General features: G+C 47.5%; 28 protein-coding genes and 2 tRNA genes. All 30 read right to left on the reverse strand.

Annotation, left to right across the window (positions count from 1 at the left end; all coding sequences use genetic code 11):
- Positions 1-7: 7 nt before the first annotated feature.
- Positions 8-1,120, reverse strand: coding sequence for a flagellar biosynthesis protein FlhB (flhB, locus tag OCV96_RS01750; RefSeq protein ID WP_317239271.1), 1,113 nt, complete (start codon positions 1,118-1,120; stop codon positions 8-10).
- Positions 1,117-1,899, reverse strand: coding sequence for a flagellar biosynthetic protein FliR (fliR, locus tag OCV96_RS01755; protein WP_118537281.1), 783 nt, complete (start codon positions 1,897-1,899; stop codon positions 1,117-1,119). The genes flhB and fliR overlap by 4 nt, the downstream gene beginning before the upstream one ends.
- 11 nt (positions 1,900-1,910) lie before the next feature.
- Positions 1,911-2,183, reverse strand: coding sequence for a flagellar biosynthesis protein FliQ (fliQ, locus tag OCV96_RS01760; RefSeq protein WP_118537282.1), 273 nt, complete (start codon positions 2,181-2,183; stop codon positions 1,911-1,913).
- A gap of 22 nt (positions 2,184-2,205) precedes the next feature.
- Positions 2,206-3,081, reverse strand: coding sequence for a flagellar type III secretion system pore protein FliP (gene fliP, locus OCV96_RS01765; protein WP_227732213.1), 876 nt, complete (start codon positions 3,079-3,081; stop codon positions 2,206-2,208).
- On the reverse strand, positions 3,062-3,427 hold the full coding sequence (locus tag OCV96_RS01770) for a flagellar biosynthetic protein FliO (protein ID WP_022313072.1): 366 nt from the start codon (positions 3,425-3,427) through the stop codon (positions 3,062-3,064). Before OCV96_RS01770 ends, fliP begins: the two co-directional genes overlap by 20 nt.
- Positions 3,427-3,789 (reverse strand): response regulator, encoded by a 363-nt coding sequence (locus OCV96_RS01775; RefSeq protein WP_022313073.1) that lies wholly within the window; start codon positions 3,787-3,789, stop codon positions 3,427-3,429. The genes OCV96_RS01770 and OCV96_RS01775 overlap by 1 nt, the downstream gene beginning before the upstream one ends.
- A gap of 36 nt (positions 3,790-3,825) precedes the next feature.
- Positions 3,826-5,286 carry a flagellar motor switch phosphatase FliY gene (gene fliY / locus OCV96_RS01780; RefSeq protein ID WP_262593354.1) on the reverse strand — a complete coding sequence of 487 codons (1,461 nt, stop codon included), beginning with the start codon at positions 5,284-5,286 and terminating at the stop codon, positions 3,826-3,828.
- Positions 5,287-5,288: 2 nt separating this feature from the next.
- On the reverse strand, positions 5,289-6,269 hold the full coding sequence (gene fliM, locus OCV96_RS01785; protein WP_227732214.1) for a flagellar motor switch protein FliM: 981 nt from the start codon (positions 6,267-6,269) through the stop codon (positions 5,289-5,291).
- 37 nt (positions 6,270-6,306) lie between these two features.
- Positions 6,307-6,825 (reverse strand): flagellar basal body-associated FliL family protein, encoded by a 519-nt coding sequence (locus OCV96_RS01790; RefSeq protein WP_022313076.1) that lies wholly within the window; start codon positions 6,823-6,825, stop codon positions 6,307-6,309.
- 29 nt (positions 6,826-6,854) lie between these two features.
- Positions 6,855-7,685 carry an OmpA/MotB family protein gene (locus OCV96_RS01795; RefSeq protein ID WP_118537285.1) on the reverse strand — a complete coding sequence of 277 codons (831 nt, stop codon included), beginning with the start codon at positions 7,683-7,685 and terminating at the stop codon, positions 6,855-6,857.
- Complete coding sequence (locus tag OCV96_RS01800) at positions 7,685-8,482, reverse strand: motility protein A (protein ID WP_022313078.1); 798 nt, start codon at positions 8,480-8,482, stop codon at positions 7,685-7,687. The genes OCV96_RS01795 and OCV96_RS01800 overlap by 1 nt, the downstream gene beginning before the upstream one ends.
- 25 nt (positions 8,483-8,507) lie before the next feature.
- Complete coding sequence (locus OCV96_RS01805; RefSeq protein ID WP_118537286.1) at positions 8,508-8,693, reverse strand: flagellar FlbD family protein; 186 nt, start codon at positions 8,691-8,693, stop codon at positions 8,508-8,510.
- 239 nt (positions 8,694-8,932) lie between these two features.
- Positions 8,933-10,648 carry a flagellar hook protein FlgE gene (locus OCV96_RS01810; RefSeq protein ID WP_227732220.1) on the reverse strand — a complete coding sequence of 572 codons (1,716 nt, stop codon included), beginning with the start codon at positions 10,646-10,648 and terminating at the stop codon, positions 8,933-8,935.
- 79 nt (positions 10,649-10,727) lie between these two features.
- On the reverse strand, positions 10,728-11,138 hold the full coding sequence (locus OCV96_RS01815) for a TIGR02530 family flagellar biosynthesis protein (RefSeq protein ID WP_118537359.1): 411 nt from the start codon (positions 11,136-11,138) through the stop codon (positions 10,728-10,730).
- Between the two features lie 35 nt (positions 11,139-11,173).
- Positions 11,174-11,884 carry a flagellar hook assembly protein FlgD gene (locus OCV96_RS01820; RefSeq protein WP_022311829.1) on the reverse strand — a complete coding sequence of 237 codons (711 nt, stop codon included), beginning with the start codon at positions 11,882-11,884 and terminating at the stop codon, positions 11,174-11,176.
- A gap of 25 nt (positions 11,885-11,909) precedes the next feature.
- The gene (locus tag OCV96_RS01825) at positions 11,910-13,286 is read right to left on the reverse strand and encodes a flagellar hook-length control protein FliK (protein WP_022311830.1); all 1,377 of its coding nucleotides are present in this window, start codon (positions 13,284-13,286) and stop codon (positions 11,910-11,912) included.
- A gap of 95 nt (positions 13,287-13,381) precedes the next feature.
- Entirely contained in the window at positions 13,382-14,257 is an 876-nt protein-coding gene (locus OCV96_RS01830; protein ID WP_022311831.1) for a MotE family protein, read from the reverse strand.
- Between the two features lie 54 nt (positions 14,258-14,311).
- Positions 14,312-14,758: a flagellar export protein FliJ gene (gene fliJ / locus OCV96_RS01835; protein ID WP_117464786.1), complete on the reverse strand. Its 447-nt coding sequence runs from the start codon at positions 14,756-14,758 to the stop codon at positions 14,312-14,314.
- A gap of 5 nt (positions 14,759-14,763) precedes the next feature.
- Positions 14,764-16,086, reverse strand: coding sequence for a flagellar protein export ATPase FliI (fliI, locus tag OCV96_RS01840; protein WP_022311833.1), 1,323 nt, complete (start codon positions 16,084-16,086; stop codon positions 14,764-14,766).
- 3 nt (positions 16,087-16,089) lie between these two features.
- Positions 16,090-16,947 (reverse strand): FliH/SctL family protein, encoded by an 858-nt coding sequence (locus tag OCV96_RS01845; protein ID WP_118537288.1) that lies wholly within the window; start codon positions 16,945-16,947, stop codon positions 16,090-16,092.
- Positions 16,940-17,959: a flagellar motor switch protein FliG gene (gene fliG / locus OCV96_RS01850; protein WP_022311835.1), complete on the reverse strand. Its 1,020-nt coding sequence runs from the start codon at positions 17,957-17,959 to the stop codon at positions 16,940-16,942. Before fliG ends, OCV96_RS01845 begins: the two co-directional genes overlap by 8 nt.
- 14 nt (positions 17,960-17,973) lie before the next feature.
- Positions 17,974-19,578: a flagellar M-ring protein FliF C-terminal domain-containing protein gene (locus OCV96_RS01855; RefSeq protein WP_022311836.1), complete on the reverse strand. Its 1,605-nt coding sequence runs from the start codon at positions 19,576-19,578 to the stop codon at positions 17,974-17,976.
- Between the two features lie 40 nt (positions 19,579-19,618).
- Complete coding sequence (gene fliE, locus OCV96_RS01860) at positions 19,619-19,954, reverse strand: flagellar hook-basal body complex protein FliE (protein ID WP_117464782.1); 336 nt, start codon at positions 19,952-19,954, stop codon at positions 19,619-19,621.
- A 74-nt stretch (positions 19,955-20,028) separates the two neighbouring features.
- The gene (flgC, locus tag OCV96_RS01865) at positions 20,029-20,472 is read right to left on the reverse strand and encodes a flagellar basal body rod protein FlgC (RefSeq protein WP_022311838.1); all 444 of its coding nucleotides are present in this window, start codon (positions 20,470-20,472) and stop codon (positions 20,029-20,031) included.
- 11 nt (positions 20,473-20,483) lie between these two features.
- The gene (gene flgB, locus OCV96_RS01870) at positions 20,484-20,873 is read right to left on the reverse strand and encodes a flagellar basal body rod protein FlgB (protein ID WP_118502512.1); all 390 of its coding nucleotides are present in this window, start codon (positions 20,871-20,873) and stop codon (positions 20,484-20,486) included.
- A 209-nt stretch (positions 20,874-21,082) separates the two neighbouring features.
- The gene (gene codY, locus OCV96_RS01875; RefSeq protein WP_022311840.1) at positions 21,083-21,871 is read right to left on the reverse strand and encodes a GTP-sensing pleiotropic transcriptional regulator CodY; all 789 of its coding nucleotides are present in this window, start codon (positions 21,869-21,871) and stop codon (positions 21,083-21,085) included.
- A 123-nt stretch (positions 21,872-21,994) separates the two neighbouring features.
- Positions 21,995-24,070 (reverse strand): type I DNA topoisomerase, encoded by a 2,076-nt coding sequence (gene topA / locus OCV96_RS01880; protein ID WP_118537360.1) that lies wholly within the window; start codon positions 24,068-24,070, stop codon positions 21,995-21,997.
- A gap of 231 nt (positions 24,071-24,301) precedes the next feature.
- Positions 24,302-24,373: transfer RNA gene (locus tag OCV96_RS01885), tRNA-Glu, on the reverse strand.
- 88 nt (positions 24,374-24,461) lie between these two features.
- A tRNA-Glu gene (locus OCV96_RS01890) sits at positions 24,462-24,533 on the reverse strand.
- 327 nt (positions 24,534-24,860) lie between these two features.
- Positions 24,861-26,787 (reverse strand): PolC-type DNA polymerase III (locus OCV96_RS01895; protein ID WP_262593355.1); only part of this gene is annotated, 1,927 nt, incomplete at its 5' end.

Here is a 26,787-nt window from a genome sequence, read left to right on the forward strand (position 1 = left end):
TATACTTCTATACTTTCCCTTGCAGATGATATACAAACGCCAGGACTTCTGCTACCGCCTGGTACAATTCCGGTGGCACCGCCTGTCCCACATCCACATTTGCATATAGCATTCTGGCAAGTGGTTTGTTTTCTACGATTTCTATCTGATGCTCTCTGGCGATCTCCTTGATCTTCGCTGCCAGATAATCCTCACCTTTTGCGATCACAATAGGGGCATCCGCCACCTCCGGATCGTATTTGATTGCCACCGCATAATGGGTGGGGTTCGTGATGACCACGTCCGCCTGGGGCAGATTCTGCATCATTCTCCGTCTGGAAGCTTCCTGCATCTTCTGACGGATACGCCCCTTGATCTGCGGATCACCTTCCTGCTGCTTGTACTCTTCCTTGATCTCCTGCTTGGTCATTCGCATGTCTTTGCTGAATTTGTACTTCTGGTAGATAAAATCCGCAGCCGAAATGATCATATAGACCAGAGACACCCGGATTCCCAGATCTGTCACCGTTCCGCCGATCAATGCAATAGCCTGCATCAGATCCATATCATACAGGGAAAACAGCAGAGGCCATTTATCTTTCAGATAATTATAACATATGTAAGTGATCAATCCAATCTTCAGAATGGACTTGATCAGTTCCACCAGCGCATTGGCAGAAAAAATTCTTTTGAAGCCCGAAAGCGGGTTCAATTTACTGAACTTGGGCTGTAGCGGTTTTCCCGTAGGCTTCCAGCCCACCTGCACCACATCGCTCAAAAATGCCACCACTAATCCCAGCAAAAGGAGCGGTGCCATAATGATGATGGCCTGTAAAAGCATCTGCCGGAATGCGATTGCGGTGTCCTGCTGTGGCATATTTCCATGCCAGAAAGTCACCACCTCGGGAATTCTCTCGTAAATGACGCTGAACACATTTATAAACTGATACCCCATGTGTCCTACCCATATTTTCAATACCAGAAATACCGTCAGCAGACCCAGCCCGTTGGCAATTTCACGGCTTTTGGCAACCTGACCTTCTTTTCTGGCATCAGACAGCTTTTTCTCGGTAGCAGGCTCTGTCTTCTCTCCGCCCATCCCTTCTGCAGCGAAGAATTGCAGATCATATTCCAGGATCACATCATACCTCCGATAAAAGATACTACCATCTTTTTCATTTCCTGATAGACAAAGTCGGCAGCCCCCGGAAGCATCCCGGTGGTAAGGAACATTGCCGTCAGTCCCGCCAGAACCTTCAGCTGAATACCTACTGCAAACATATTCAGCTGGGGAGACACCTTGGCCAGCACTCCCAGGATTGCATTCAGAAGCAATATCACACAAAAAATCGGCAATACAATACGAAAGCCGATCAGGATATAATCACTCATAAATTCTGTCATGGATTGTAACAGACTGTCCGCGTGAAACACCACCCCGTTCACCGGGATCAGTGTAAAGCTGTCTGCCAGTGCTCCGAAAAGATACCTGTACATTCCGGAAGCGATCAGCATCAGCATAAAAGAATACTGATACAAGACACCGGTAATGCTGGTGGTCTCTTTCGTAGCCGGATCCAGTAACGTAGCCATGGACAGGCCTGTCTCCATGTCAGCAATGGAACCGGCAAAATTCACGACTGCCATACAGATATTGGCCCCGAAACCGATCAGCAGCCCGGCAATTGCCTCTTTCATGACGATCACCGCATATTCCATCACAGTGTCAACAACTACCGCATCCGCCGGTGTCAGCGTCTCATAAAGCAGCCACGCCGTAAAAAAGCTGATGCCGATCCGGATTCTGGCCGGGGTGTCATTCATCCCGAAATAAGGCGCTATATATACAAAGCAGGATACTCTTACGAATATCAGCAGAAAATATTCAAGATCATATATTGAAAAAGAAAGATCTACCATATTTCTTCCCGTCACCTATGTACATACTGGCTGAAACTTGACCACAATTGCACCGTGTACTCCACCATCGTGTTCATCATCCAGTGACCGATAACCACCAGACACAAAAAGATGGCAACGATCTTCGGTACAAAGGTCAGTGTCTGCTCCTGAATGGAAGTCACCGTCTGGAAAATACTGATGACCAGACCAACAACCAGGGATACCAGCAACACCGGCAGGGATACCTTGATGATCACATATAACGCATTATTCGTCATTTCCGATACTGCATCTATCGTCATAGCAAAACCTCATCTTACGAATCTAATAAAATGTCTGTACCAACTGCCCTATGATCAGTGCCCAGCCGTCTGCCAGTACAAACAGCAGGATCTTGAAAGGCATGGAGATCGTCGTCGGCGGCAGCATCATCATACCCATACTCATTAAGGTGGATGCCACTACCATATCGATCACAATAAACGGTATATAGATCATAAAACCGATCCAGAACGCCATTCGCAGTTCACTGATCATAAAGCTGGGAACCAACACGGAATTCGGAATATCCTCCAGGGTTCCGTCCCACTCCTGTCCTGCGATATCCATGAACAGTTCCACATCCTTCACCTGAGTCTGTGGATACATAAATTCCCGTAAGGGTGCCATGCCTTTTTCCAGAGCCTCATCCTGATCGATCGTGCCCTCCTCAAAAGGCTGGATTGCTTCCTCATTGATCCTCGTGATCGTAGGCTCCATAATGAAAAATGTCAGGATCAGTGCCAGTCCGATCAGGATCTGGTTCGGCGGTGCCGTCTGGGTATTCAGTGCAGACCTGGTAAAATGCAGCACGATGATGATCCTCGTAAAAGAGGTCATCATGATAATAATGGTCGGTGCCAGTGCGATCAGCGTCAGAGTGATCAGAATCCGAAGCGCACCGTTGATCTGTCCGTTACCGTTATTGTAGGTAATGCTGACAGTATTCGCCGTATTCAGCTGTCCTACCTCTTCCGGGGTCGTGGCTGTTCCCGCCGGATTGATCACCGTGGAAACTTCCGTATCTCCCGTCAGATGACGCTCCGATGCCTGCACCTTTACCGGCGTACAAATACACAATATGCCTACCGTGACCAGCAGGCATACCATATAGATAATCGTCTTTAATTTTATACTTGCATCAATGATCTTTCTCTTCATTCTCTTTCTTCGCCGCACGTTCCAATAATTCCCGGAACCCGGAAGTACTTTCCAATGTAGTCTTACCTTTCAGTTGTTCTGCAGGAATCTGTCCCAGGGCCGTTACGGTATCCTTGCAGACCGCAATGGCAAAATAAGACTCACCGATCCGGACCAGCTGAATGTATTTGTTATTTGCGATCCGAACGGTCTCTCTCACTTCAATATTGCCTGCCGCTCCCTGTTGTTTCTGGTATCCTGCGATCCATTTCGTTACCAATGCGGTTACCGCCAGTACTGCCACAAAGATGAACAATACTGTAATGAACTGGGCATAACTGTCTGCTTTTCCGGTAAGTATGATCATTAACCCACTACCTTTTTCACAGCTTCAATAACACGTTCTGCCTGAAAAGGTTTTACAATGAAATCTTTGGCACCGGCCTGGATAGACTCGATAACCATTGCCTGCTGGCCCATTGCAGAACACATGATAACCTTAGCACCACCGTCTAACTTCTTGATCTCCTTCAGTGCCTGGATGCCGTCCATCTCAGGCATGGTGATGTCCATCAGAACCAGATCGGGATTCACTTCCTTGAACTTCTCCACTGCCTTCATTCCGTTCTCTGCTTCTCCTGCAACATTGTAACCGTTCTTGGTCAGAATGTCCTTAATCATCATTCTCATGAACGCTGCATCATCGCAGATCAAAATATTCTTTGCCATTTAATTTTCCTCCATTTGTTTGGTCTATTCTCTGTTTTATTTAATAATTTCCGTAATACGGACGCCAAAGCTTTCTTCAATTACAACAACTTCACCCTTGGCTACAAATTTTCCGTTTACCAGAACATCGATCGGTTCTCCTGCAATACGATCCAGTTCAATGATCGTACCCGGTGAGAACTCCAGAATCTCGGAAATGGATTTCGTCGTTCTGCCAAGCTCTACGGTAACTTCCAAAGGGACATCTTTGATCAGACCAATATTTTCCTGTCCGGAAAGTCCCATGCTGTCATTTGAGAAGCTCTGGAACTGTGCAGGCTGCACATTGACATTCTGCTGCGGCATTCCCATATTGCCCATCTGGTTCATCATGCCCATGCCATTCATCTGTTGCATTCCCATGTTCCCCATCTGCTGCATTCCCATCTGAGGCATACCATTCATCCCCATCTGGTTCATGCTATTCATGTCCATGCCAGGCATCTGATTCATACCCATGCCACCCGTCTGGTTCATGCCGTTCATCTGTGGCATTCCCATGTTGCCCATCTGATTCATGCCATTCATATGATTCATAGCCATGGGATCCGGTTGCTGCATATTCATCTGAGTCATATTGTTTGCGCCGGCATTCATCTGTCCTGCATTGTTCTGCGGAGCTGCTGCGGGAGCAGGTATGCTTTCCGGCTGAGTTGCTGCCTGATCGTTGCTTTCTCCCAGGCTTCCCATCTGGGTATTGATAAAGGTCTCTACCAGCTTACGGGCAAAATCGATGGGATACAACTGCATGATAGAACTGTCTACCAGATCATCGATCTGCATACGGAATGCGATTTTTACAAAGGTTCCTCCTAAAAACGGAGATATTTCCTTGCCATCCTTTACCTCTGTCAGATCAAAAAGAGAAGACTCAGGCGGGCTGATATCAATTACCGTCTGCAACAGTGTGGAAAGGGAAGTCGCTGCGGAGCCCATCATCTGGTTCATCGCCTCGGAAATTGCACTCAGATGCAGTTCTCCCAGCTCTCCATCTGTATTCGTACCATCACCGCCCATCATCAGGTCAGTGATAACTTTTACATCATGTTCTTTTAATACCAGAATATTGGTACCGTCCAGTCCCTGGGTATATTTGATCTGAATAAATACACAGGGCTTTTCATAGGCGTCCAGCAGGTTTTTCCATGTAGCCAGCGTAACCACAGGAGTTGTAATATTTACTTTGCGGTTTACCAGTGAATATAGGGTTGTGGCAGAGGATCCCATACTGATATTGGCCACCTCGCCAATCGCATCCTTCTCTACATCCGTCAGTTCCTCTCCGTCACTGACAACCGGTGCTGCGTTCTCCGCAGCTTCATTCTCATTATTATAATTTTCAGCCGTACTGTTCTCCGGTGCCGGATCTGCTGCCGCATCACCGCCATCCGCGGTATCCGACAGATCCATACCTTGCAGCAGGGCATTTATCTCATCCTGAGATAACATCCCATCCATCGTTACTCCTCCTCTCTGATCACCGATGTGATCTGAACAGCATACGAATCTCTATCCGTACCGGGCAGTGCCGTGAACTTTTTAATATTGCCCACATACACATTCATGTCGGTATCGACTCTGGAATCCAGCCGGATACAGTCGCCCACCTGCAGATTCAGGAAATCATTCACCGAAATGGTGCTCCTTCCCAGCACTGCCTTGATCGGAATATCTACTCTCCGGATCATGGACTCAATGTACTCCTCGTAGTGTTCATCGTGATTCTCCTGCATTGTGGAGAACCAGTATTTGGTGTTCAGTTTATCCATCACATCTTCCAGTGTAAAGAAAGGAAGACAGATATTTACCATTCCTTCGACATCCCCGATTTTCATATTCAGGGTAACAATAGCGATCATATCGCTGGGAGCAATTACCTGTGCGAACTGGGGATTCGTTTCCAGCCGGCTTAACACCGGTGAGATCTCAACAACGTTTTTCCAGGGTTCACGCATCAGCTGCGTAAACATGACCAAAAGCTTCTGTAAGATTGTCAGCTCTATATCGGAAAAATCTCTGCTCTTTTCCAATGGCTGGCCGCTGCCTCCCAGCATACGATCCAGCATGGCATAACATAGATTAGTTGCAATCTCTATAATAATATTGCCGTTGAGTGGTGCAAAATTAACAATTCCAAGCACCGACGGATTCGAAAGTGCGTTGGAGAACTCACTGAACGTAACCGTTTCCGAACTTGCTACCGATACCTGCACGTTCTTGCGCAGATATACCGGAAGGTTCGTAGAGATCAGTCGGCTGTAATGCTCGAATATGATCTCCAAGGTTCGTAAATGTTCTTTGGAGAATTTGGTAGGGCGGCTGAAGTCATAGTTTTTGACCTGCTTCTCGTCCTCCCCCTGGATCTGGTCTACATCCAGGTCTCCCTCAGACAACTGTTTCAGAAGATTATCAATTTCACTTTGTGAAAGTATATCACTCACAGGCCCTCACCTCCTGTCATCTTATTTTCCCGCTTCATCAGCCGAATTTCACTCCGCTGATTGCGACCTTGTAGATGAAGTCGGATTGGAATAGATCCTGAACAGACTTCAGAATCTCCTCTTTTAAGCCTTCCATATCCTCTCTGCACTCATCCTCTGTATGTGCGGAAACGGTAGCCGTGATAGCATCCTTGATCAGGTTCTCATAGCTTGCCAACGTGTCACTGCTGCCATAGGTCTTATAATCCTTATGCTTCTTGTTGATAGACAAAGATACATCAAACATGATGTAATCCTGTTTTGCTCCTGCTTCGCTCTTCAGAGGAATTGTCATGGAGTCTGCAATATTATATACCTCTGTATCGGTAAGGGCAACATTCGTTGTTTCTTCATCCCCCGGAACGGTAAGTTCCAGATTCATGGCAGTGGTAATATTGTCTACCAGTTGTGCGGTCTTCTTATTCGTACCCACAATGCTCACAAGCATGACGCTGGTCAACACAATGTTCACCACCAGCAGTGCCAGAATCAATACTGTCATCAGATTTTTCTTCATTGGTCTTATGCTTCCTTTCCCTCTCCACACTAATATGTTGTGGATGGATTATAGATTCTGATCTCTACACGCCGGTTCTTGCTGCGCCCCTCTTCTGTGGAGTTATCAGCTACCGGTACACGGTCACCCATCCCTGCGTGTCTCAGATCAGATGGATCCAGAGAGGTAGTCTCTGTCAGATAATAGAACACGGAAAGTGCTCTGGCGCTGCTCAATTCTTCATTATCGGCAAACCTCGCACTGTGAATAGGGACATTATCTGTATGTCCTTCGATTTCTATGGTGGAATTACTTCCGTAACGTTCCAGGATCACTCCCACCTTGTCCAGAACTTCCTTAGCCTGATCCTTCAGGCTGTCACTTCCGGAATCAAACAACAGCGCTCCCTTCATAGATAGTTGCACATATTGTGCCGTAAATGACACACTGACCTGATCTGCAAGGCTGTCCTCCACCAGAGCTTCCTGTACTGTTTCAGCCAGTTCTTCGTTGCTCTCCAGATTTTTCTCATTCAGTGCCTCTTCCAAAGCTTCTGCGCTGTCATATTTCTCATAATTATCAGAATCCGTCTCACTGTCTGCGTTTCTTCCGGCATTACTGATATACTCATCCAGATCATTCAACTGGCTGACGCCGTTGCTGATCAGGATACCCTCACCGATTGCCGTGGATCCGGCATTGAAAATGCTAAAAGTGCTGTTCGACATAGCTGCTGCCATTTCGCTGTACTTGGTTGCATCTATCGAAGACATGGAAAACAACATAACAAAGAAGCACAGCAGCAAGTTCATCAGGTCACTGAATGTGGTCATCCATGCCGGGGATCCAGCAGGTGGATCTTCTGGCTTACGTTTTGCCATTATGCTTCACCCCCTGCTTCCTCTTCACCATCTGCACTTGTTCTGTCCTTCGGAGGAAGGAATGACTTCAGTTTTTCTTCGATGACACGGGGATTTTCACCAGCCTGTATGGATAAAAGCCCCTCGATCATAACTTCCTTCTGCTGCATTTCCACAGCATTATCTGCTTTTAATTTATTGGAAACAGGCGTACAGATCCAGTTTGCCAGCAAGGATCCGTACAATGTAGTAATCAACGCCACTGCCATTGCAGGTCCCAGTGTGGACGGATCGTCCATGTGATACAACATATCTACCAGACCGATCAGGGTACCGATCATACCCCAGGCAGGGCCCATGGCCGCCAGTGTATCCCAGAAACCGATCGTCTCTTTATGTCTTCCCTCTACACTTACCAGTTCTGTCTCCATGATGGCACGTACCAGTTCGGGATCGGTACCATCGACGATCAGAAGAATTCCCTTTTTCAGGAAAGGTTCCTCCAGATCCGTTGCTGCTTCTTCCAGAGACAGCAGACCTTCCTTACGTGCCACATTGGAAAGTTCTATGATCTTGCCGATCATCTCGGAAGTATTCAGTGCCGGTGCCTTGAAGATCAGAGTAAAGGACTTCAGACCCGCTATGTAATTCTGTAAGCTCATGGACATGAGGGTACAGGAGAAAGCTCCACCGAAAGTGATAATTGCAGACGCCGGATCCAGATATTCTCTGAATCCTCCGACGCCCGCGGAGCTTATGATACCGAATACCAACATGAATAATGCCAATAAAATACCAGCTAAAGATGCTATATCCACTTAAATCACCTGACATTCTGCTTTTTTATCTTGCAAAAATATCCTTTCTGTATAATATTACAAGATTTTTTATTTCTTGTCTACTTTCTTTTACAATTATTTTTTTTCCGGTGGTAAGTGTCAACACCGTATCCGGGGTCTCTTCCACCAGTTCAATCAGGTCTGGATTCACCAATACCCTGACCCCATTAATCTTCGTAACTTCTATCACGCTGTCTTCTCCTTCCCTGTTATCCGAACATTTTCTACACTTTATCCGTTTTGTGCATTTTTCTCATTTTTTCTTATAGTACTTTTTTCCCTTGATCTTTTATATATACAAAAGGGACAGGTTTTTTCCTATCCCTTTATGTAGTCATTTTATTTTTACAACTATTCAGAACCCCATTTGCAAAATCGCCTCTGCGAGGCTTCCTTTTTTGCATTTGCATGGCTCTGAATAGTTACATATTAACGCTTCAGATTGGTCAGTTCTTCCAACAAAGTATCGGATACGGTAATGATACGGCTGTTGGCCTGGAAACCTCTCTGAGTGGTGATCATCTCAGTAAACTCGGAAGACAGGTCTACATTACTCATCTCCAGCTGACCGGTGGACATGTATCCACCGCCTGCGGTGATGTCTACGCCGATACCATCGAACTCACCGGAGTTCAGGGTTGCAGAGTAAAGGTTGTCTCCCTCTTTCTCCAGACCGGAGGCATTGGCAAATGCTGCGGTAGCAATCTGGCCTAACAGTTTGGTCATACCGTTGTCATAGCTTGCGTAAATCATACCATCCTTCTGGATGGATACACCGATCATATCTCCCAGACGACGTCCGCATCCGGTTCCCGGACCATCCAGGTCACCACTGGTGGCACCGATGGTGGAAGTACCCTTGTTATCGTAGTTGGTGCATTCGGACAGGTCGATGGTAATATCGGAGAAGTTGCCACCTAACTGTGAAAATGCTGCATTAATGCCCAAGTTTGTAGTAGAACCGCCGACACTTTCCAGTTTAGCGGTGTCTTTATTGAATACCACAGTAGTTCCTTCAAAATAACGACCTTCCATGGTAATAGCACTGCCGTCTGCCGGAAGCAGCTGATCTCCGGTACCAGATCTCATATTGCCAAGCAGCTGCTGCATGGTAAGCTGTTGCGTTGTGTCTGTAGGGCTGGTAATATACAAATTCAAAAATTCATTGGTAGATCCCTCATATCCATAAGCTGCTGCAATGGCATCCAAAGCCTCCTGCTGTTCCTTTGCTGCTGTAGCATTGTTTGAAGTATCAATCAGGCTTCCATCAGCATTAAAAATTTTCGTCAGGTCAGCTATATCTTTGGTTCCATCCTTTGTTTTCAGCATCGTTCCATCCCACTTGTAGGCATCGGTATTCAATGTCACCTTAGTCTCCATCTTCTGCTGGGTACGGTTTCCGAAATCCAGTGCGGAAATATCGATCTCTGCTCCGGTGGAATCCAGCAGTTTCGTCAGTTCCATACTATAAACATTGGTGTTCGGTTCGCCAGACTGTTTAAAGGTAAATTTTGCAGTATAACTGTAACCTCTCGCATCGAAGAAGTTCAGGTTTACGGTCTTACCGTTGGCACTGGTCACATCCTTATCGTTCTCATCCAGAATACCGGAAATATTTGCCTGTGTGGTAGCCTCAGGAGGATATGTCATATTCGCAGCACTCATAATACGCAGTGCGGTTACGGTATCCTGCTTAATGTTACCTGTGGTCTCATCCACGCCCCATCCCATGACGTTGTAACCGGTGCTGGTCATTGCCAGGTTGCCGGCACCATCTACATAGAAAGAGCCGTCTCTGGTGAAGAAATTCTCGGAGCCGTTGCTGACTACGAAGAAGTTGTCTCCGGTGATCATGATATCAAAGGGGTTGCCAGTAGACTGCGCGGAACCCTGCGTGGTAATGGCAGTATTGATAGCTCCTGCCTTAACGCCCAGACCGATCTGCTTGGCATTGGTACCGCCGACACCAGTGGTAGCGTTGGCACCACTGGCCTTCTGTGTGGTCTGGCTCATCAGTTCACTGAAAGTCATGGAACTGGATTTGTAAGCTGTTGTGTTGACGTTGGCAATATTATTACCGATTACGTCCATTCTGGTCTGGTGTGTCTTAAGTCCTGCTACGCCAGAATACAATGATCTCATCATAGTGCTTTGTTCCTCCTGTATTGGAACCGTGCTCCCTCTCTGTCATTCAAGGGAGCATGACCTCCATCCCTGGTCCGGTCTACATAATAACGGCTCCGTTAATATTTGTAAATACGTTTTCTTCGGTTTCTCTGCTGTTCATGGCAGTCACCACGGTCTTATTGGGTACATTCACAATAAAGGCCAAGTCATCCACGATCACCAGAGAATCCCTGATTCCCTTCTGTCCCGCTTTTCTTGCTCCGTCATTCAAGCGTTCCAGCTGTGCGTCTGTCAGCTCAATGCCTCTGTTTTCCAGCCGTACGGCGGCATGCTTGGAGAATTTCAGATCCTGCGTTCCGGAAACATTCTGTTCCTGGCTTTTGTTCTGTAGGATCTCCTGGAAAGATACCAGATTTTCCTGTGCTGCTTTTACGGTCTTGCGGCTGCTGTTTAAGTACTGATTTGCCAACTGGTCAATGGACAGAAAACTGTTGTTCTGAATATCCATATCCATCTGCCCCTCTGCGTCAGCTGCTTACTGCATTATACGCTCTCTGTGCTGTCAGTTTCTTCTGACTCATCCTTGCTCTCGGTATCCTTCTTTTCTTCTGCTTCTTCGGCAGCTTTGCGGATCTCCTTGAGACGTTCAATGTACTTATTCAAGCTGTTCACGGTATCTTTTGCCAGGAAGGATTTCTCGTAATCAGTCATATCGTTGTATTCCTTCTCCAGATCATCAATGGTCTTGCCATCACTGGAATCAATGCCGTTTACATTAGGAAGCTTGTTCAGCTTTACGGTAAAGTTGTAAGCCTTGTTGTACGCATTCAGATAATCCGTATCCACTACGGAATCCAGATCATCAATGGAGTACTTCTTTTCGTTGATATAAAGGTAAGCTTTGTTGTTCTCGTAGGACACATAATCCACTTTTCCCTGCACCAGTTTGGTATCGCCGGAGGATGTGGTGGTCTTGATATAGACCTCCTTGCCTACCAGAGAACTTGCTCTCTGCAGATCCATACTGTTGGACATATTCTGCATCTGCTCTACCTGTGAGAACTGTGCATACTGTGCTATGTATTCCGTATTGGACGTAGGCTCCAGAGGATCCTGATATTTCATCTGTGCTACCAGAAGCTGTAAAAATGCTTCCTTGTCCATTCCGCTGCTGGACTTTGCAGCTTTACTCACGGAAGTCTGGGATGCGGTCTCTACGATCTTACCGTTTTCCACGGGTGCAACCAATGCCATTTCCTTTTTCTCCTTTCGTTATTTATTATGCGGTAAAATCCACCGTATTGCCGTTCGCCGACATCATATCTGCTGCGATCCGGTCTTCTTCGGTCTGAGGCTCTTCTTCTGCAAATGCTGCGTTCAGATTGATCCTGCGGGTACGCTTTCTACCTGCACCCGTTTCATTTGCCGTATTACTGTTATTGCCTCTTCCCTGCTCCAGATTCTGTTCGAACTGGTGGGTCTGAACGGTAACTTCAATAGCTTCTACCTTGACACCCTGCTCTGCAAAGTTTTCCTTCAGCTGTACCATCTGACTTTCCAGTGCTGCCTTGACTGTTTCATTCTGTGCAATGAAATTGGCCGTAACCACACCGTTTCTGGATGCCATCTGTATATGCAGAGTTCCCAGGCTCTGGGGATGAAGCTGCATTTCCAGTTCAGAGCTGTCCGCCTTGACGGATACTTTCATATAATCCATGATCTGACGCATAATGTCCTGCGTATCTGCGGTTCTTGCTTCTTCTGTCTGTGCCGTCTGCTGTAACTGTGCCAGGAAATTGTCTTCCTTCAGATTCTGTAATAACAGATTGCCATGCTGTCCACCGTCGTTGTGTTCCTGTCTGCTGCCGGAATCTTCGGTCTTGTTCTCCTGTGCGTTCTGTACGGGAACTTTTTCCCCGCTGTCAGGTACCTGTGTCACGGTTGCTTCTGTGGTATCCACAGTAGATTCTTCCGTAGTAACGGCCACATTCTCTGTTTTATCTGTTTCCACGGTGATCACCGGTTCCGCCACAGTTTCCTGTGTGATCTGTGTTACCGCTTCCTGCCATTTTTCAGGAGATAGCTGTAACTCTTCCTGCGCCTGCCCTGTCAGTTCCTTCTGCAGATCCATAATTCCTTTTACATCATTGTACAGATTCTCATCCGTCAGTAATGCGAACGAATCCTGTGCTCCGCTGACTGCCATCAGCAATTCATTCAGTTTCCCGGGATCTGTCAGATCCACTTCTGTCATTCCCAGATCTTCCATGGTGGCCTGCAGTTCTTCTTCACTGACGGAAAATGTATCCGTGATCTGTTGGATCAGGTTCTGTACCACCGTTCCCACAACTTCCTGAACTTTCTCCAGATCCTTTGCATCCAGGCTGTCATCTTCCATCGTCTTGTTTCCATCAGAGACATCCGCTACATTGTCGCGTTGTCTGCCGCCGGCTCTCAAAGATTCACCACGTCTGACATCGTTCCGTCCCGCCTGGGTGCGGTCCCCGTCGGCTGCATTAGTTGTCTGGGCATTGCTCTGGGTCTTATTCCATACCGCCTGGAAGCTGGTTCCCGCATTCTGCTTCGCTGCTGTGACCATATCCGGTATCTGCACATTGCCGCTGTTACCGACACCTTTAATTGTCGTTCCTGCCATAACTCCTCCTTTCCCAGGCCCCTTTTACCACCTTATGACGGTCTATGACCTGTAATTATACTACAAATCATGTATCGGATCTTTTCTGCTTTTTCTTAAGATTCCGGATCCATAATTTTAGTAATCTTTGCCGCTACTTCTGAATTCATAGCTCCCAGGATGGCACCTCTGTCATCCGCACTCATGACCTTCAGAATTCTGGCTGCCAGATCCAGATTGTTCGTCATCTGTTCAAAAATTGCCGCTGCCTGCTTCGGCTTCATGGCTGAATAAGCGGCCGCATAATCCTGCACTTCCTGACTCTCCTGCAGCTGAGTCACTACCTGTTTGTAAATATATTCCGCAGTGGCCGGATCCATGGACTCATAATATTTCTTATATTCTTCCGCTCCGGGTCCCTTATCGGAATAAACGACCTCGTCATAGAATTCCTTCTGAATCCGTTGGAATTCCACCTGCTGATTTTCGAATTCCTTCAGCCTGAGAACTTCGGCTTTCAGCTGATCCAGTTCTTCGTCCTTGGCGGAAGATGCATTCTGTATCTGCTCCAGCTGTAGTTCCAGACTCTTGATCTGATCCACCGCATCCTGTAAGCTGGTATAGCCGCCGTAAGCACCGGAATTCGTTGTCTCAGTCACAGAGTTGCCGGGAAGAATCCGGTTAAGTACCGGAACATCCTTTAAGATCGGTGTTACTACCGAGCTTCCAAAGCCGCCGATATCCAGCTTGATGATTACACAGATCACAGCAAGCCACAATGCCACGATCAGGATCGTGGCCCCGAAGGTCAAAAGGCTGTTCCCCTCATTCCCGTCCTCCAGTTCATCTTCCTGTTTGGCAATTTCCCTTGCCCGGCGCTTTGCTTCTTTTCGCTGGGCCTGCTGTTCTTTCTTTAAATTTTTTTTCTCTTCCACCAGCTGTTTTCTCTCGTTATCCGCTGCGTTTTCTTCCGGAGTTTTTTCTCTTGCCATACTAAACCTCATGCCTTTCCATCACCTGCCGGCTTTTCGCCCCGCATCCCCGTTCTAGCGGTTCTTCTGTCCGTAGGTGTAACTGGTCAGTTCATCAATTGCTTTACTTTCCGCATGGTTTTCTTCCTGCAGAAAAGCCTCAAATGCCTTCTCCCGCAGTGTCTCATGCATCTTTCTTTCCTTCATGGCCTCTGCCATCCGTTCTCTGGCAGCTTCCACATTTTCCTTTGCTTTTTCCACCCGGATTGCCTGCGTTGCCACAATGCTGTCCATTTTCAAAAGTGCTTCCTTGTTCTCTTCAATGGCCCGCAGATCCAGCTTTCCTTTTAACAGCCCCGCAGATTGCTCTTCATACTCTCTTCTGCGTTCTTTCAAGCGCTCCAGATGTTCTGTTTCCACATTCAGAGCCGCCTGCGCCGTTCCGAATTCCTGTTTCGCCTGTGTTTCCATTTTTTCTTTGATATTCAGGATGTTTTGCAGAGAATATCTGAATCTCGCCATTTATCTCACCCCTGATCTGCGAACAGCTCTTCCAGCATCTGTACGGTCTCTTCAAAGGTAAATTTTTCATCCGTACCCTGGCATAGGAAGCCGTTCACAGCATCGATTCTGGAGATTGCATAATCAATATTCGGGTTGCTGCCCTTTTTGTATGCACCGATATTGATCAGATCCTCCGCCTCATTATAGGTTGCCAGTACATTTTTCAGCTTGTTGGCTGCCTGTTTGTGTTCCCTGGTGGCGATCTGGCTCATGCATCGGGAAATGCTCTGCAAAATATCGATAGCCGGGTAATGGTTCTTATGTCCCAGCTTTCTGTCCAACATAATATGACCGTCCAGAATGCTTCGGGCGGTATCTGTAATGGGCTCGTTAAAATCATCGCCGTCTACCAGAACTGTATACAATCCGGTAATAGAGCCTACTGCGGCTCTTCCGGCTCTCTCTAACAGCTTCGGCATCTCCGAGTACACACTGGGAGGATATCCTCTGGTCACCGGCGGTTCTCCGCTGGCCAGTCCAATCTCCCGCTGGGCCATGGAAAAACGGGTCAGGGAGTCCATCATCAGCAGGACATCCTTGCCCTGATCTCTGAAATATTCCGCGATAGCGGTAGCTGTCTTGGCCGCCTTGTTACGCTCCAGAGCCGGCCGGTCGGAGGTTGCCACAACCACAACAGATCTGCGCATACCTTCTTCACCCAGATCTCTCTCAATAAATTCCCGTACCTCTCTGCCTCGCTCGCCGATCAGTGCTATGACATTGATATCCGCTTTGGTATTGCGGGCGAACATACCCATCAGGGTGGATTTGCCCACACCAGAGCCGGCAAAGATACCAATTCTCTGACCTTTTCCTACCGTGATCATGCCGTCTACCGCCTTGACTCCCAACGGCAGTACCTGATCGATAATAGTTCTGGACATAGGATCGGGAGGTGCTGCCTCTACCGGATAGGCGGCTCCATTGATCATTTCGCCGTCAATAGGCACGCCCAGTCCGTTCACCGTCTTGCCCAGCAGTTTGTCGTTTACCGTGACCTTCAGGGGATCTCCGGTATTTTCCACCACACATCCCAATCCGATACCATCTACGGAATCATAGGGCATAAGCAGTGTCTTCTTGTCACGGAAGCCTACCACTTCTGCCATGATGGGCCTTGCCCCTTCCGCATCCGGAAGGATCCGGCACAGATCCCCCAGTTTGGAATCCGGTCCGGCGGACTCTATGGTCAGACCTACCACATTGACCACTTTCCCCAGCTTACGGTAAAAACTCTTTTCTGCCATTTTATTATATTTTTCAAAATCAATGTTCTTAATGACCATTTATCAGCCTTCGTAGGATAATAATTTTAGTTTCTGACGCAGTTCCGACAGTTGAGTCCCCAGTCCACAATCAAAAATGCCGCTTTCGGTCTCGATCATGCACTCACCTTTGCCCAGGGTCATGTCCTCAACGATCTCCACCGTACTGTTCGGTGCAGTTGCCCCTGCCATGATCTGCTTTTTCTGCATGCTGACATAGGGATAATCTTCTTTGGAAACATGTACGAGAAAGCTCCGGTTGTCCTCTGTTTTTCTCATGGTAGCAGAAATCAGATAGCAGAGCACTTCTCTGTAAGAATGCAGATCCACATCAAAAATATGCTCGTAAATACCCGTAATGGTATCTACGAACTGGGGCTCCAGTTCATCCATTCTCTTCTGATATTCCGCATCCAGTCCGGCAGCTTTTTTCTGATATTCCGCTGCTCTCTGGGCCTCTGCGCGTTCAGCCTCCGCTTTCGCTTCCTGCTGTCCCTGCCTTCTGGCCTGCTCCAGTGCGTCTGCTTTCTGTGCTTCTGCCTGTGCTCTGGCATCCGCCAGAATGCTCTCAGCCTTTGCTTTGGCATCCTCTATGATCTTCTGAGCCTCTGCTTCGGCTTCCTCTTTTAATTTCTGCAGGTCTTCTCCGGCCTTGATCACATTGCCGGAAGTCTGCGGATTTTCTTCGCCATCCCCGGTGTCCGTCACCAGTGCCTCTACTTTATCTGCCGCCAGTCCGGAGATAAATCCGGTTCCTTCGTCCTGCTGCATTTTGGCAGCCAGTTCCCGGATCCTTTTCGCTACCAGATCGTTGGTATTGATCACCCGGGCATCTTCTTCCACAAGCTGTGTAAATCCCCGTTTTAAAAGATTACTAGACAACGATCTCGTCACCTCCACCTCTGGAAATGATGATCTCTCCGGAATCCTCCAGCTTACGGATAATATTGACGATCTTCTGCTGTGCTTCTTCTACATCCTTCATACGAACAGGACCCATGAATTCCATATCTTCCTTGATCATAACAACCAGACGTTTGGACAGGTTGTTGAAGATAGCATTCTGTACCTGCTCGTTGGCACCCTTCAGTGCCACTGCCAGATCGTTGTTGTCCACGTCACGCAGCACACGCTGAATTGCCTTGTCGTCCAGGAGCAATATGTCCTCGAAAACGAACATCTTTTTTCGGATCTCGTCTGCCAGTTCGGGCTCTTCGATCTCCAGAGTCTCCATGATATGTTTCTCGGTACCACGGTCTACAGTATTCAGGATATCCACCACTGCATCCACACCACCGATAATGGTGTAGTCCTGATTCACCAGACTTGCCAGCTTGGACTCCAGTACTTTTTCCACTTCCTTGATGACATCCGGACTGGTACGATCCATGACTGCAATACGTCTGGCTACCTCTGCCTGGCTGTCGGGTGGCAATGCGGAAATGATCAACGCCGCCTGGCTGGGTGACAGATAAGACAGAATCAGAGCAATGGTCTGCGGATGCTCGTCCTGAATGAAGTTGATCAGCTGGCTGGCATCCGTCTTACGCACAAACTCGAAGGGCTTTACCTGTAAAGATGCAGTCAGCTTGCCGATGACATCCATAGCCTTGTCGGAACCCAGTGCCTTTTCCAGCAGTTCCTTTGCGTAGTTGATACCACCCTCGGCAATATACTGCTGTGCCAGACACACTTCGTAAAATTCGTTGATCACTTCTTCTTTGACCTGAGGAGTCACACTTCTGGTATTGGCGATTTCCAGGGTCAGTTCTTCGATTTCTTCTTCTTTTAAGTGTTTAAAAATTCCGGCGGATCTCTCCGGTCCCAGAGAGATCAGGAGGATTGCAGCTTTCTGCAGTCCCGATATTCCACCTTCTGCTTTTGTCCTTGCCATAGTTACTCCGTTTCTTAGTTCCAGTCCTCGTTCAGCCAGTTACGCAACAATGCCGCTGCGGATTCCGGATTCTCATCTACGAATTTTTCAATCATCTTACGTGTCTCAGACTTAGATTCCACATCAATATCTTCCAGCTCTGCTTCAGGGGTAGACTGCAGCATATTCTCCACAGATACCTCTTCCTCCTGCTGTACCGCCTGTCTGGTACGCATGCTGTGCAATATCACAAATGCCAACAGTCCCAGGATCAACAGCAGCATAAGCACGCTCAACACATTCTGTGCCGTAACCGGGCTGCTTTCCTTATCGTAAAAAATAGGACTTTCGTAAGCAATAATCGTAATATTACTCTCATTGATACCGGTGGCATTGGCTACCAGGCTGTACATATCCTGATCAACTGTCATCTTGGTATCTGCGCTGTTCTGGGATTTGTATTCATCCCAGGTAGTGCCATCCAGAAGCCCCTGTCGTTTTACATCCTCATAATGAATTTCTTTATAAGTAATTGCTGCAATAGATATGGAGGAATTAGTGTAGTTGATTCCTCCTGCCGGTGTCACAGTATCCTTAATAGACTCATTCGGCAGATAATCCCGGCTGGTTTCGGAAGTAGAGGAAGAACTGTTGCTGCTGTCCGGAGATACATAGGTAGTATTTCCGCTCTCCCCGTTGGAAGTTGTCCCCGGTACACCGCCGCCGTCATTGGTATTCTCGCTCTCATAAGTCTCCTCATGGGAAAGCATACCTTCATCTCTGCCGGAGTTTGCATAATACTCTTTTACGGTCTCCTTATAATCAGAGAAATCCATGCTCAGGTGGCTGGTAACGGCCGCATCATTATACTGTTTTGTTCCCAGCAGTACCTTCTTGACCTGATTGGCGATCATGGATTCCGCCTGATTCTGCAGCTCCTGCATAGAATTAGCGATTCCTGCGGTAGAATAATCATCTCCACCTGCAAACAGCAGGTTGGAATCTGTATCCATAATAGTGATATTCGCCGTAGTATCGTTGCGCAGCCAGGTAGCCACACATTTTGCCAGTGCCGCAGCATTGGCGGAGGTAAAGGTGCCGTCCAGTTCCAGTTGGATGAAGGCAGACGCCTCTTCCTTCTGTGCTGCCAGAGTTCCGTTATCTTTCGGGAAACTCAGATGTACCTTGGCGGATTTTACTGCGCTCTGTGCTTCTATCGTCTGTGTTATGTATTTTTCCAGATAGGAATTGTAAAGTCTCTCTTTGTCAGTGGCGGTCGTAGACATACTACCGCCCAGATAATCATTCAAATCTAACGCATCCGGTACATATCCTGCGGAACCCAGTGCCAAGTTTGCCGCACTCTGTTGGCTGCTCTCTACATCGATCTTCAGTCCGTCATTGGATTCTTTATGTGCAATTCCCGCACTGTCCAGAGTATCTATGATCTCCGAAGCCTGTGATGTTGTCTCACAGGTGATCAGCCGTACATACTGGGGCTTACTCATAACGTACATGATGATTGCAAATGCAAATATCACAACCGCCGCCGCTCCAACGATGATGCTCTTCTGCCTGGTGGTGAATTTGTTCCACCATTCCAGTATTTTTGCAGGTATTTCTTTTAATTTGTCTGCCATTGCAGCTCTCTCCTCTTACGTCAAGAATAAAAATACTTCTTTAGATCTGGATCTGCATCAGTTCCTTGTATGCTTCCATCACCTTATCGCGGATGGCTACGGTATACTGCAATGCAGTCGAAGCCTTATCCATAGCAATAGTAAGGTCGTGGGTGTTGTCGGTCTCACCCAATGCAAATCGTATCTTCTCATTCTCGGCATCCGAGAGATAACTGTTGGTGATCTTCACATTGTCGATTGCTGTATTCAGAAAAGTTTCGAACATAGTGCCTTCTGCCTTTTTCTCCTTCTCCGCCAGCATTCCGGTCAGAGAAGTGGGAGATACTGTGGCAGTACCGTTTACACTGTTCAAAGCTGTAATTGCTGAAATATCCATTTTAATAAACCATGTCCTTCCTCACATATATTCCGGCGCCGCTATCCGGAGCCCGGTAATAAAGACCCGTCAGCTTACTGACCGATCTCCAGTCCTTTTAATGCCATGGACTTGCTGGCGCCAAATGCCGTGGAATTGGCTTCATAGGATCTGCTGGCATCGATCAGATCCGTCATTTCCTGAACAATATTTACATTCGGATATGTCACATAGCCGTTCTCATCCGCATCGGGATGGGAAGGATCGTATACCATATTCATCTCCGTAGTAGTATCTTCAAAGATCTGGCTTACCTTCACGCCGCTGCCGGTATAACTGCTACTCACATTGTGCAGCACCTGACTGAAAGTCTGCTGCTGCCCCTTCTGCTGGAAAGTAACGATCTTGCGGCGATAGGGGGTGCCATCCTCGGTTCTTGTAGTATTGGCATTGGCAACGTTTTCGGAGATCACGTCCATACGAAGTCTCTGGGCAGTAAGTCCCGATGCCGTAACATCAAATGCTGAAAACATACTCATACGCTAATTCCTCACTTCATCACTGTCTTTAAATTAGTAAATTCCTGATTAATGCTGCTGATCAGTCCCTGGTATTTCAGCTGGTTCTCCGCCAGCATTACATTTTCATTTTCAATATCCACGTTATTGCCATCCAGGCGATAGGAATAATTGGCATAGTCCAAGTAAGCCCTGCCCCGCAGTCGGCTCAGATCCACATTGGCCACCTTATCATCCATGGACTCATATCTGTTATTGCCAAGAGCCTGCTGCAATACCGATTCGAAAGCCACATCCTGCCTCTTGTAGCCCGGAGTATCCACATTGGCGATATTATTGGAAATGGCTTCGTTCCGCTGCCAGGCTGCGTCCGCTGCCCGGTCCAGAACATTGATATAATCAAATGCGTTTGTCTGTATCATATTACCTCACATTCCGCGGTCTTCTGACAAGAGCACCCAAAAACCGCTTTCTACCATATACCCATTTTATTTTATTATAAAGTATTTCGACAAAAACACAATAGTAAAATAAACTCACACAGAATAAATATAAAGAAAAAAGACTATTTTTCGCAATAGTCTCTTCTTCCTAAATTTTTCTTATTCTTGCAAATTCTTACATTTTTCATTTAATTTCTGCCGTTCTGACGCTTCAGTTCCTCGATTTCATCGAATACGGCATCATTCAAAACTTTAATATAGGTTCCTTTCATACCGGAGGAACGGGATTCAATCACACCGGCACTTTCGAACTTCCGCAGGGCATTGACGATCACAGATCTGGTGATACCGACTCTGTCGGCGATCTTGCTGGCCACCAGGATTCCCTCCATGCCGTTCAGTTCGTCGAAAATATGGGTGATGGCTTCCATCTCTGAGAAAGAAAGAGTGCTGACTGCAGATTTTACGACAGCCACCTTACGGCTCTCCTCCGCACTCTCTTCATTCACAGCCCGCAACATTTCCAGTCCCACCACTGTGGTACCATATTCGCAAAGGATAATATCATCAATATCATACTGTTCATTGCATTTGTAAATGAAGAGGGTTCCCAAACGCTCTCCGGCAATCTCGATCGGAGTGATGATCGCCTGAAATTTTCTCGTATCGGTATTTTCAAAGCCAAGAGTCTCCAGGTTGACGTTCTCTTTCGTGGATAATACGCCCAGCAGTCTCTCGTTTAACATCGGATCAATAAATCCACCGATATTGTCATCCAGCAGTTCTGTGATCGGCTCAATTCCATCGGATTTTCCTACGCCGAGGACCTTTCCTTTCCGGCTGATCACCAGTACATTGGAATTCAGAATTTCCCGCATCACCTTACAGATATCGCTGAATACCACTTTGCTGGAGTTATTGTTGTGTAATAATTTCCCGATTTTACGTGTTTTGTCCAACAGTTGTACGCTACTCATCTATTTCCCTCCGTCTACACATACTAAGAAACTACCAGATGTTATGCACATTGTAGCACATGTAATTTCAGATTACAATGAAAATAGCGTTAATTTATGAGAAAATTCTGACAGTATATAAAACTACTTCTCTTCCGTCGGTTTATTTTTCACATAGCCGCACTGTTCGTCCATGCAGACCAGTTTGTTGCCTTTTTCCAGCAGCAACTTGCCACAGCGGGGACACTTCTCTCCCGAAGGCTTCTGCCATACCATGAAATCACACTCCGGATTATCGATACAGCCATAATATTTTCTGCCTTTTTTGGTCTTTTTCATGACAATATCCTTGCCACACTTGGGGCAGGCTACACCGATCTTTTCAAAATAAGGCTTGGTATTACGGCATTCCGGGAATCCAGGACATGCCAGGAATCTGCCGTGGGGTCCGTATTTGATCACCATTCGTCTGCCGCACAGTTCACAGACCTCATCGGATTCCTCGTCCGCAATGGTCACCTCTGCCAGGTCCTTCTCCGCTTTTTTTACTGCTTCATCCAGATCAGGATAGAAATTGGACACGATGGTCTTCCATTTTACCGTGCCTTCTTCCACACCATCCAACAGAGCTTCCATGTTGGCCGTGAAATTCACATCCACGATGGAGGGGAATGCTTCCTTCATCATATTGTTGACCACTTCCCCCAGTTCCGTAACGTAGAGATTGCGGTTCTCCTTGGCAATATATCTCCTGGCAAGGATGGTGGTAATGGTAGGCGCATAGGTACTGGGACGTCCGATGCCCAGTTCTTCCATGGCACGCACCAGACTGGCTTCGGTGTAATGTGCAGGGGGCTGGGTAAAATGCTGTTTCGGATCAAAGCTCTGGAATTCCAGCACGCTGTTCTCGTCCAGATTACCGCCGAGCACATTTTCTTCTTCCTTATCATCTTCCTGGGTGTAGACACTCATGAATCCATCGAAACGCATTCTGGAAGCTGCCAGAGCAAAAATCTGGTCCTTTGCCTGAATCTTCACAGAAGTGGTATCATACTGTGCAGCACTCATGCGGCTTGCCACAAATCGTTTCCAAATCAGCTGATACAGACGGAACAGATCCCTGGGAAGCTGCTCCTTGATAGCAATAGGCATCCGGTTCAGATCCGTGGGACGGATAGCTTCGTGGGCATCCTGAATCTTCTGGCTGTTCTTCTTCTCCGTTGCTGCAGCGGTCTTGTATTTTTCACCGTAATGAACATCAATAAATTCCGCTGCCTGTGTCTCCGCCTCTTCGGATACACGGGTAGAATCGGTACGCAGGTAGGTGATCAGACCAACAGTGCCCTCTCCCTTGATATCCACACCTTCATATAACTGCTGTGCCAGACGCATAGTCTTCTGGGTAGAGAAATTTAATACCTTGCTGGCTTCCTGCTGCAATGTGGAAGTCGTAAAGGGAAGCGGCGCTTTTTTCACACGTTCGCCGTGACGCACTTCTTTTACTTCGAATTTTGCGCCATTCAGGGAATCCATAATGCTGTCTGCCTGTTCCTTGCTGGTAATTCCCTGTTTTTTTTCGGTGGTACCGTAATATTTTGCACAAATAGGCTTCTTCTCGCCTTTTACTTTCAGATTCACATCCAGAGACCAATACTCTTCCGGAATAAATGCGTTGATCTCGTCCTCTCTGTCACAGATGATACGGAGTGCCACAGACTGTACACGGCCGGCACTTAAGCCTCTCTTGATCTTTGCCCACAGAAGTGGGGAGATCCGATAGCCCACCATACGGTCCAGCATACGCCTTGCCTGCTGGGCATCCACCAGATTCATATCGATCTCTCTGGCGTTTTTCAGAGATTCCTTTACCGCATTCTTGGTGATCTCATTGAAGGTAATACGATATACTTTTTTGCTTTCCAGTTTCAAGGCATAATACAGATGCCAGGAAATAGCTTCTCCTTCACGGTCCGGGTCGGTTGCGAGATAAATCTTATCTGCCTTTTTTACTTCTTTGCGCAAAGAAGCAAGAAGGTCTCCCTTTCCGCGGATGGTAATATATTTCGGTTCATAATCATGTTCCGGATCAAATCCCAGCTGACTCTTGGGCAGGTCCCTCACATGCCCCTGGCTGGCCATAACTTCATAATTTGCTCCCAAAAACTTTTTGATTGTCTTCACCTTGGCCGGTGACTCTACAATTACTAAATATTTTGCCATATGCACTCCCATCTATCCGTCTGTCTACGGACCTACGGCATCCGGTTCCCGCCTCTTTGCCGTATTTTCCCCTGCTTTGAGTAATCGTGAACCACTATACAACAAAAAAATGGGAATGGCAAGAAGATTTTTCATTTGCCCAGCCCCAGACAGTATAAAAAAAGAGCCAAAAAGCAATTTTCTATGCTTTCCGACACTTTTCAGGGTTGGGCTATTCTATTAAAGAATAAGCAGCTGATAGGGGAATCGAACCCCTGTTTTCGCCGTGAGAGGGCGACGTCTTAACCGCTTGACCAATCAGCCATAGGTTACTTACGAACCTTGTTTAGTATAATACATTCTTTTGAAAATTGCAAGTATTTTTTGAAAAATTTCTACAATTTTCAATAAGCAGCTGATAGGGGAATCGAACCCCTGTTTTCGCCGTGAGAGGGCGACGTCTTAACCGCTTGACCAATCAGCCACAAAAACAGTACTTGCATAGTATAATCGAGTTGTCGAAAAAATGCAAGCACTTTTTTTAAAAATTTTTAGACCAGCTCAGCCCACGGCCATTCGCAAAAGCGGCTGGCCGGACTACAGCTCAGCCCACGGCCAATTCATAAAAGCGGCTGGCCGGACTACAGCTCGGCCCACGGCCATTCGCAAAAGCGGCTGCTGCGCAGTCGACGCCGCTTGCGCGGCTCATCTTTTGCTTCATGGATTGGGCGCTCCGCTCATGGGCTAGCCAAAACGGTGCTTTGTGTGCAAGCACCCACGCCCCCGTTTCGGCTGTCCCATGGCTGAGCTGTTACACCAGGTCAAATATACTGATCTGATTGGACTCCGGGAGGTCTCCCAATAATCCCAGGGAATCCATCAGGTCGATGATGGTCTTGGAGACTTTGGTTCTCTGGCGGAAATCATCTTTAGACAGGAAGGGGCCGTCTTTTGCCGCTTCCACGATGGCATCCGCCGCCTTCTCTCCCAGTCCGTCGATACTGTTTAAGGAAGGCATTAATTTGCCATCCACGATCTGGAAGGATCTGGACTGGGCTCTAAAGATATCAATTGGTTCGAATTCAAAGCCTCGTGCATACATTTCCTGCACGATACGCATATCACCCATGGCATCCTTCTCCTTATTGGAAAGCGTATCCTGTCGCTTTTTGTAATCCACCATAACGCTCTCCAAGTGCTTCTGTCCCTGACACATAATTTCATAAGAAAATGCCTTGGCACGAATACTGAAAAACGCTCCGTAATAGGCTAACGGATAATGGATCTTACAATATGCAATACGCCATGCCATCATAACGTATGCCGCCGCATGGGCCTTCGGGAACATGTACTCGATCTTCTGACAGGATTCAATATACCACTGGGGTACATTGTGGGCCAGCATGTCTTCTTTCCACTCTTCCCACATGGCGCATCTACCCTTCGCCACCATGCCTTTACGCACGGCCTCCATGATCTTGAAGGACTTCTCCGATTCCACACCCATCTGGATCAGATACAGCATGATATCGTCACGGGTACAGATGGCGGTGGAAATCGTTGCCACGCCGCTCATGATCAGATCCTGTGCATTTCCCAGCCATACGTTGGTACCGTGGGACAGGCCGGAAATACGCACCAGATCGGAAAATGCCTTGGGCTTGGCATCGATAACCATCTGCATGGCGAAATCGGTACCAAACTCCGGGATACCCAATGCCCCCAGCTTTGTTCCGCCGATCTGCTCCGGAGTAATGCCCAGCGCATCCGTATTCTGGAACAGACTCATGACATCCTGTCCGTCTAAGGGAATCGTCAGAGGATCTCTCCCTGTCAGGTCCTGAAGCATACGGATCATGGTAGGATCATCGTGTCCCAGAATATCCAGTTTCAACAGGTTGTGGTCGATGGAATGATAATCAAAGTGTGTGGTTATGGTATCCGTGGTCATATCGTTGGCAGGATGCTGCACCGGGGTGAAGGAGTTGATATCCTGTCCTAAGGGCAGTACGACGATACCACCGGGATGCTGACCGGTACTGCGTCGTACTCCGGTACATCCCGAAGCAATACGGTCAATCTCACTGGTCCGCTTGTGAATGCCACGTTCTTCAAAATAATTCTTCACGTAACCGAAGGCCGTCTTATCTGCCAGGGTTGCAATGGTTCCGGCACGGAAGGTCTGTCCCGCGCCGAAGATAACCTCAGTATATTTATGAGCCTTGGACTGGTACTCACCGGAAAAGTTCAGGTCGATATCCGGCTCCTTGTCTCCCTTGAATCCCAGGAACGTCTCGAAAGGAATATCAAATCCGTCCTTGTGAAGCTTTTCTCCGCACACCGGACATACCTTGTCCGGCATATCGATTCCCGCCTTACCGGCATAGGCCTTAACCTCATCACTGTCAAAGTCCACATAATGGCATTTGCTGCAATAATAATGGGGGCTCAAGGGGTTAACCTCCGTGATTCCCGCCATAGTCGCCACAAAGGAGCTTCCTACGGATCCACGGGAGCCTACCAGGTATCCATCCTCCACCGACTTCCATACCAGCTTCTGCGCAATGATGTACATTACGGCAAATCCGTTCTTGATAATGGAGTTCAATTCCTTCTCCAGTCTTGCTTCTACGATCTGAGGCAGATCTGGTCCGTAAATTTCATGGGCTCTGTTATAACAGATCTCCGTCAGTGTCTTATCACTGTCGGGAATGACCGGAGGACATTTGTCCGGGCGC

The organism is Waltera acetigignens (genome assembly GCF_025567015.1).
In the GTDB taxonomy this organism is placed as follows: Bacteria; Bacillota; Clostridia; order Lachnospirales; family Lachnospiraceae; genus Acetatifactor; species Acetatifactor acetigignens.

Excerpts from the sequence above, each read along its gene's own strand:
- fliR (WP_118537281.1), bottom strand. The coding sequence starts at position 1,899 with ATGGTAGATCTTTCTTTTTCAATATATGATCTTGAATATTTTCTGCTG.
- fliQ (WP_118537282.1), bottom strand. The coding sequence starts at position 2,183 with ATGACGATAGATGCAGTATCGGAAATGACGAATAATGCGTTATATGTG.
- fliP (WP_227732213.1), bottom strand. The coding sequence starts at position 3,081 with ATGAAGAGAAAGATCATTGATGCAAGTATAAAATTAAAGACGATTATC.
- OCV96_RS01770 (WP_022313072.1), bottom strand. The coding sequence starts at position 3,427 with ATGATCATACTTACCGGAAAAGCAGACAGTTATGCCCAGTTCATTACA.
- OCV96_RS01775 (WP_022313073.1), bottom strand. The coding sequence starts at position 3,789 with ATGGCAAAGAATATTTTGATCTGCGATGATGCAGCGTTCATGAGAATG.
- fliY (WP_262593354.1), bottom strand. The coding sequence starts at position 5,286 with ATGGATGGGATGTTATCTCAGGATGAGATAAATGCCCTGCTGCAAGGT.
- OCV96_RS01790 (WP_022313076.1), bottom strand. The coding sequence starts at position 6,825 with ATGAAGAAAAATCTGATGACAGTATTGATTCTGGCACTGCTGGTGGTG.
- OCV96_RS01795 (WP_118537285.1), bottom strand. The coding sequence starts at position 7,685 with ATGGCAAAACGTAAGCCAGAAGATCCACCTGCTGGATCCCCGGCATGG.
- OCV96_RS01810 (WP_227732220.1), bottom strand. The coding sequence starts at position 10,648 with ATGATGAGATCATTGTATTCTGGCGTAGCAGGACTTAAGACACACCAG.
- OCV96_RS01815 (WP_118537359.1), bottom strand. The coding sequence starts at position 11,138 with ATGGATATTCAGAACAACAGTTTTCTGTCCATTGACCAGTTGGCAAAT.
- OCV96_RS01820 (WP_022311829.1), bottom strand. The coding sequence starts at position 11,884 with ATGGCATTGGTTGCACCCGTGGAAAACGGTAAGATCGTAGAGACCGCA.
- OCV96_RS01825 (WP_022311830.1), bottom strand. The coding sequence starts at position 13,286 with ATGGCAGGAACGACAATTAAAGGTGTCGGTAACAGCGGCAATGTGCAG.
- OCV96_RS01830 (WP_022311831.1), bottom strand. The coding sequence starts at position 14,257 with ATGGCAAGAGAAAAAACTCCGGAAGAAAACGCAGCGGATAACGAGAGA.
- fliJ (WP_117464786.1), bottom strand. The coding sequence starts at position 14,758 with ATGGCGAGATTCAGATATTCTCTGCAAAACATCCTGAATATCAAAGAA.
- fliI (WP_022311833.1), bottom strand. The coding sequence starts at position 16,086 with ATGGTCATTAAGAACATTGATTTTGAAAAATATAATAAAATGGCAGAA.
- fliG (WP_022311835.1), bottom strand. The coding sequence starts at position 17,959 with ATGGCAAGGACAAAAGCAGAAGGTGGAATATCGGGACTGCAGAAAGCT.
- OCV96_RS01855 (WP_022311836.1), bottom strand. The coding sequence starts at position 19,578 with ATGGCAGACAAATTAAAAGAAATACCTGCAAAAATACTGGAATGGTGG.
- fliE (WP_117464782.1), bottom strand. The coding sequence starts at position 19,954 with ATGGATATTTCAGCAATTACAGCTTTGAACAGTGTAAACGGTACTGCC.
- flgC (WP_022311838.1), bottom strand. The coding sequence starts at position 20,472 with ATGAGTATGTTTTCAGCATTTGATGTTACGGCATCGGGACTTACTGCC.
- flgB (WP_118502512.1), bottom strand. The coding sequence starts at position 20,873 with ATGATACAGACAAACGCATTTGATTATATCAATGTTCTGGACCGGGCA.
- codY (WP_022311840.1), bottom strand. The coding sequence starts at position 21,871 with ATGAGTAGCGTACAACTGTTGGACAAAACACGTAAAATCGGGAAATTA.
- topA (WP_118537360.1), bottom strand. The coding sequence starts at position 24,070 with ATGGCAAAATATTTAGTAATTGTAGAGTCACCGGCCAAGGTGAAGACA.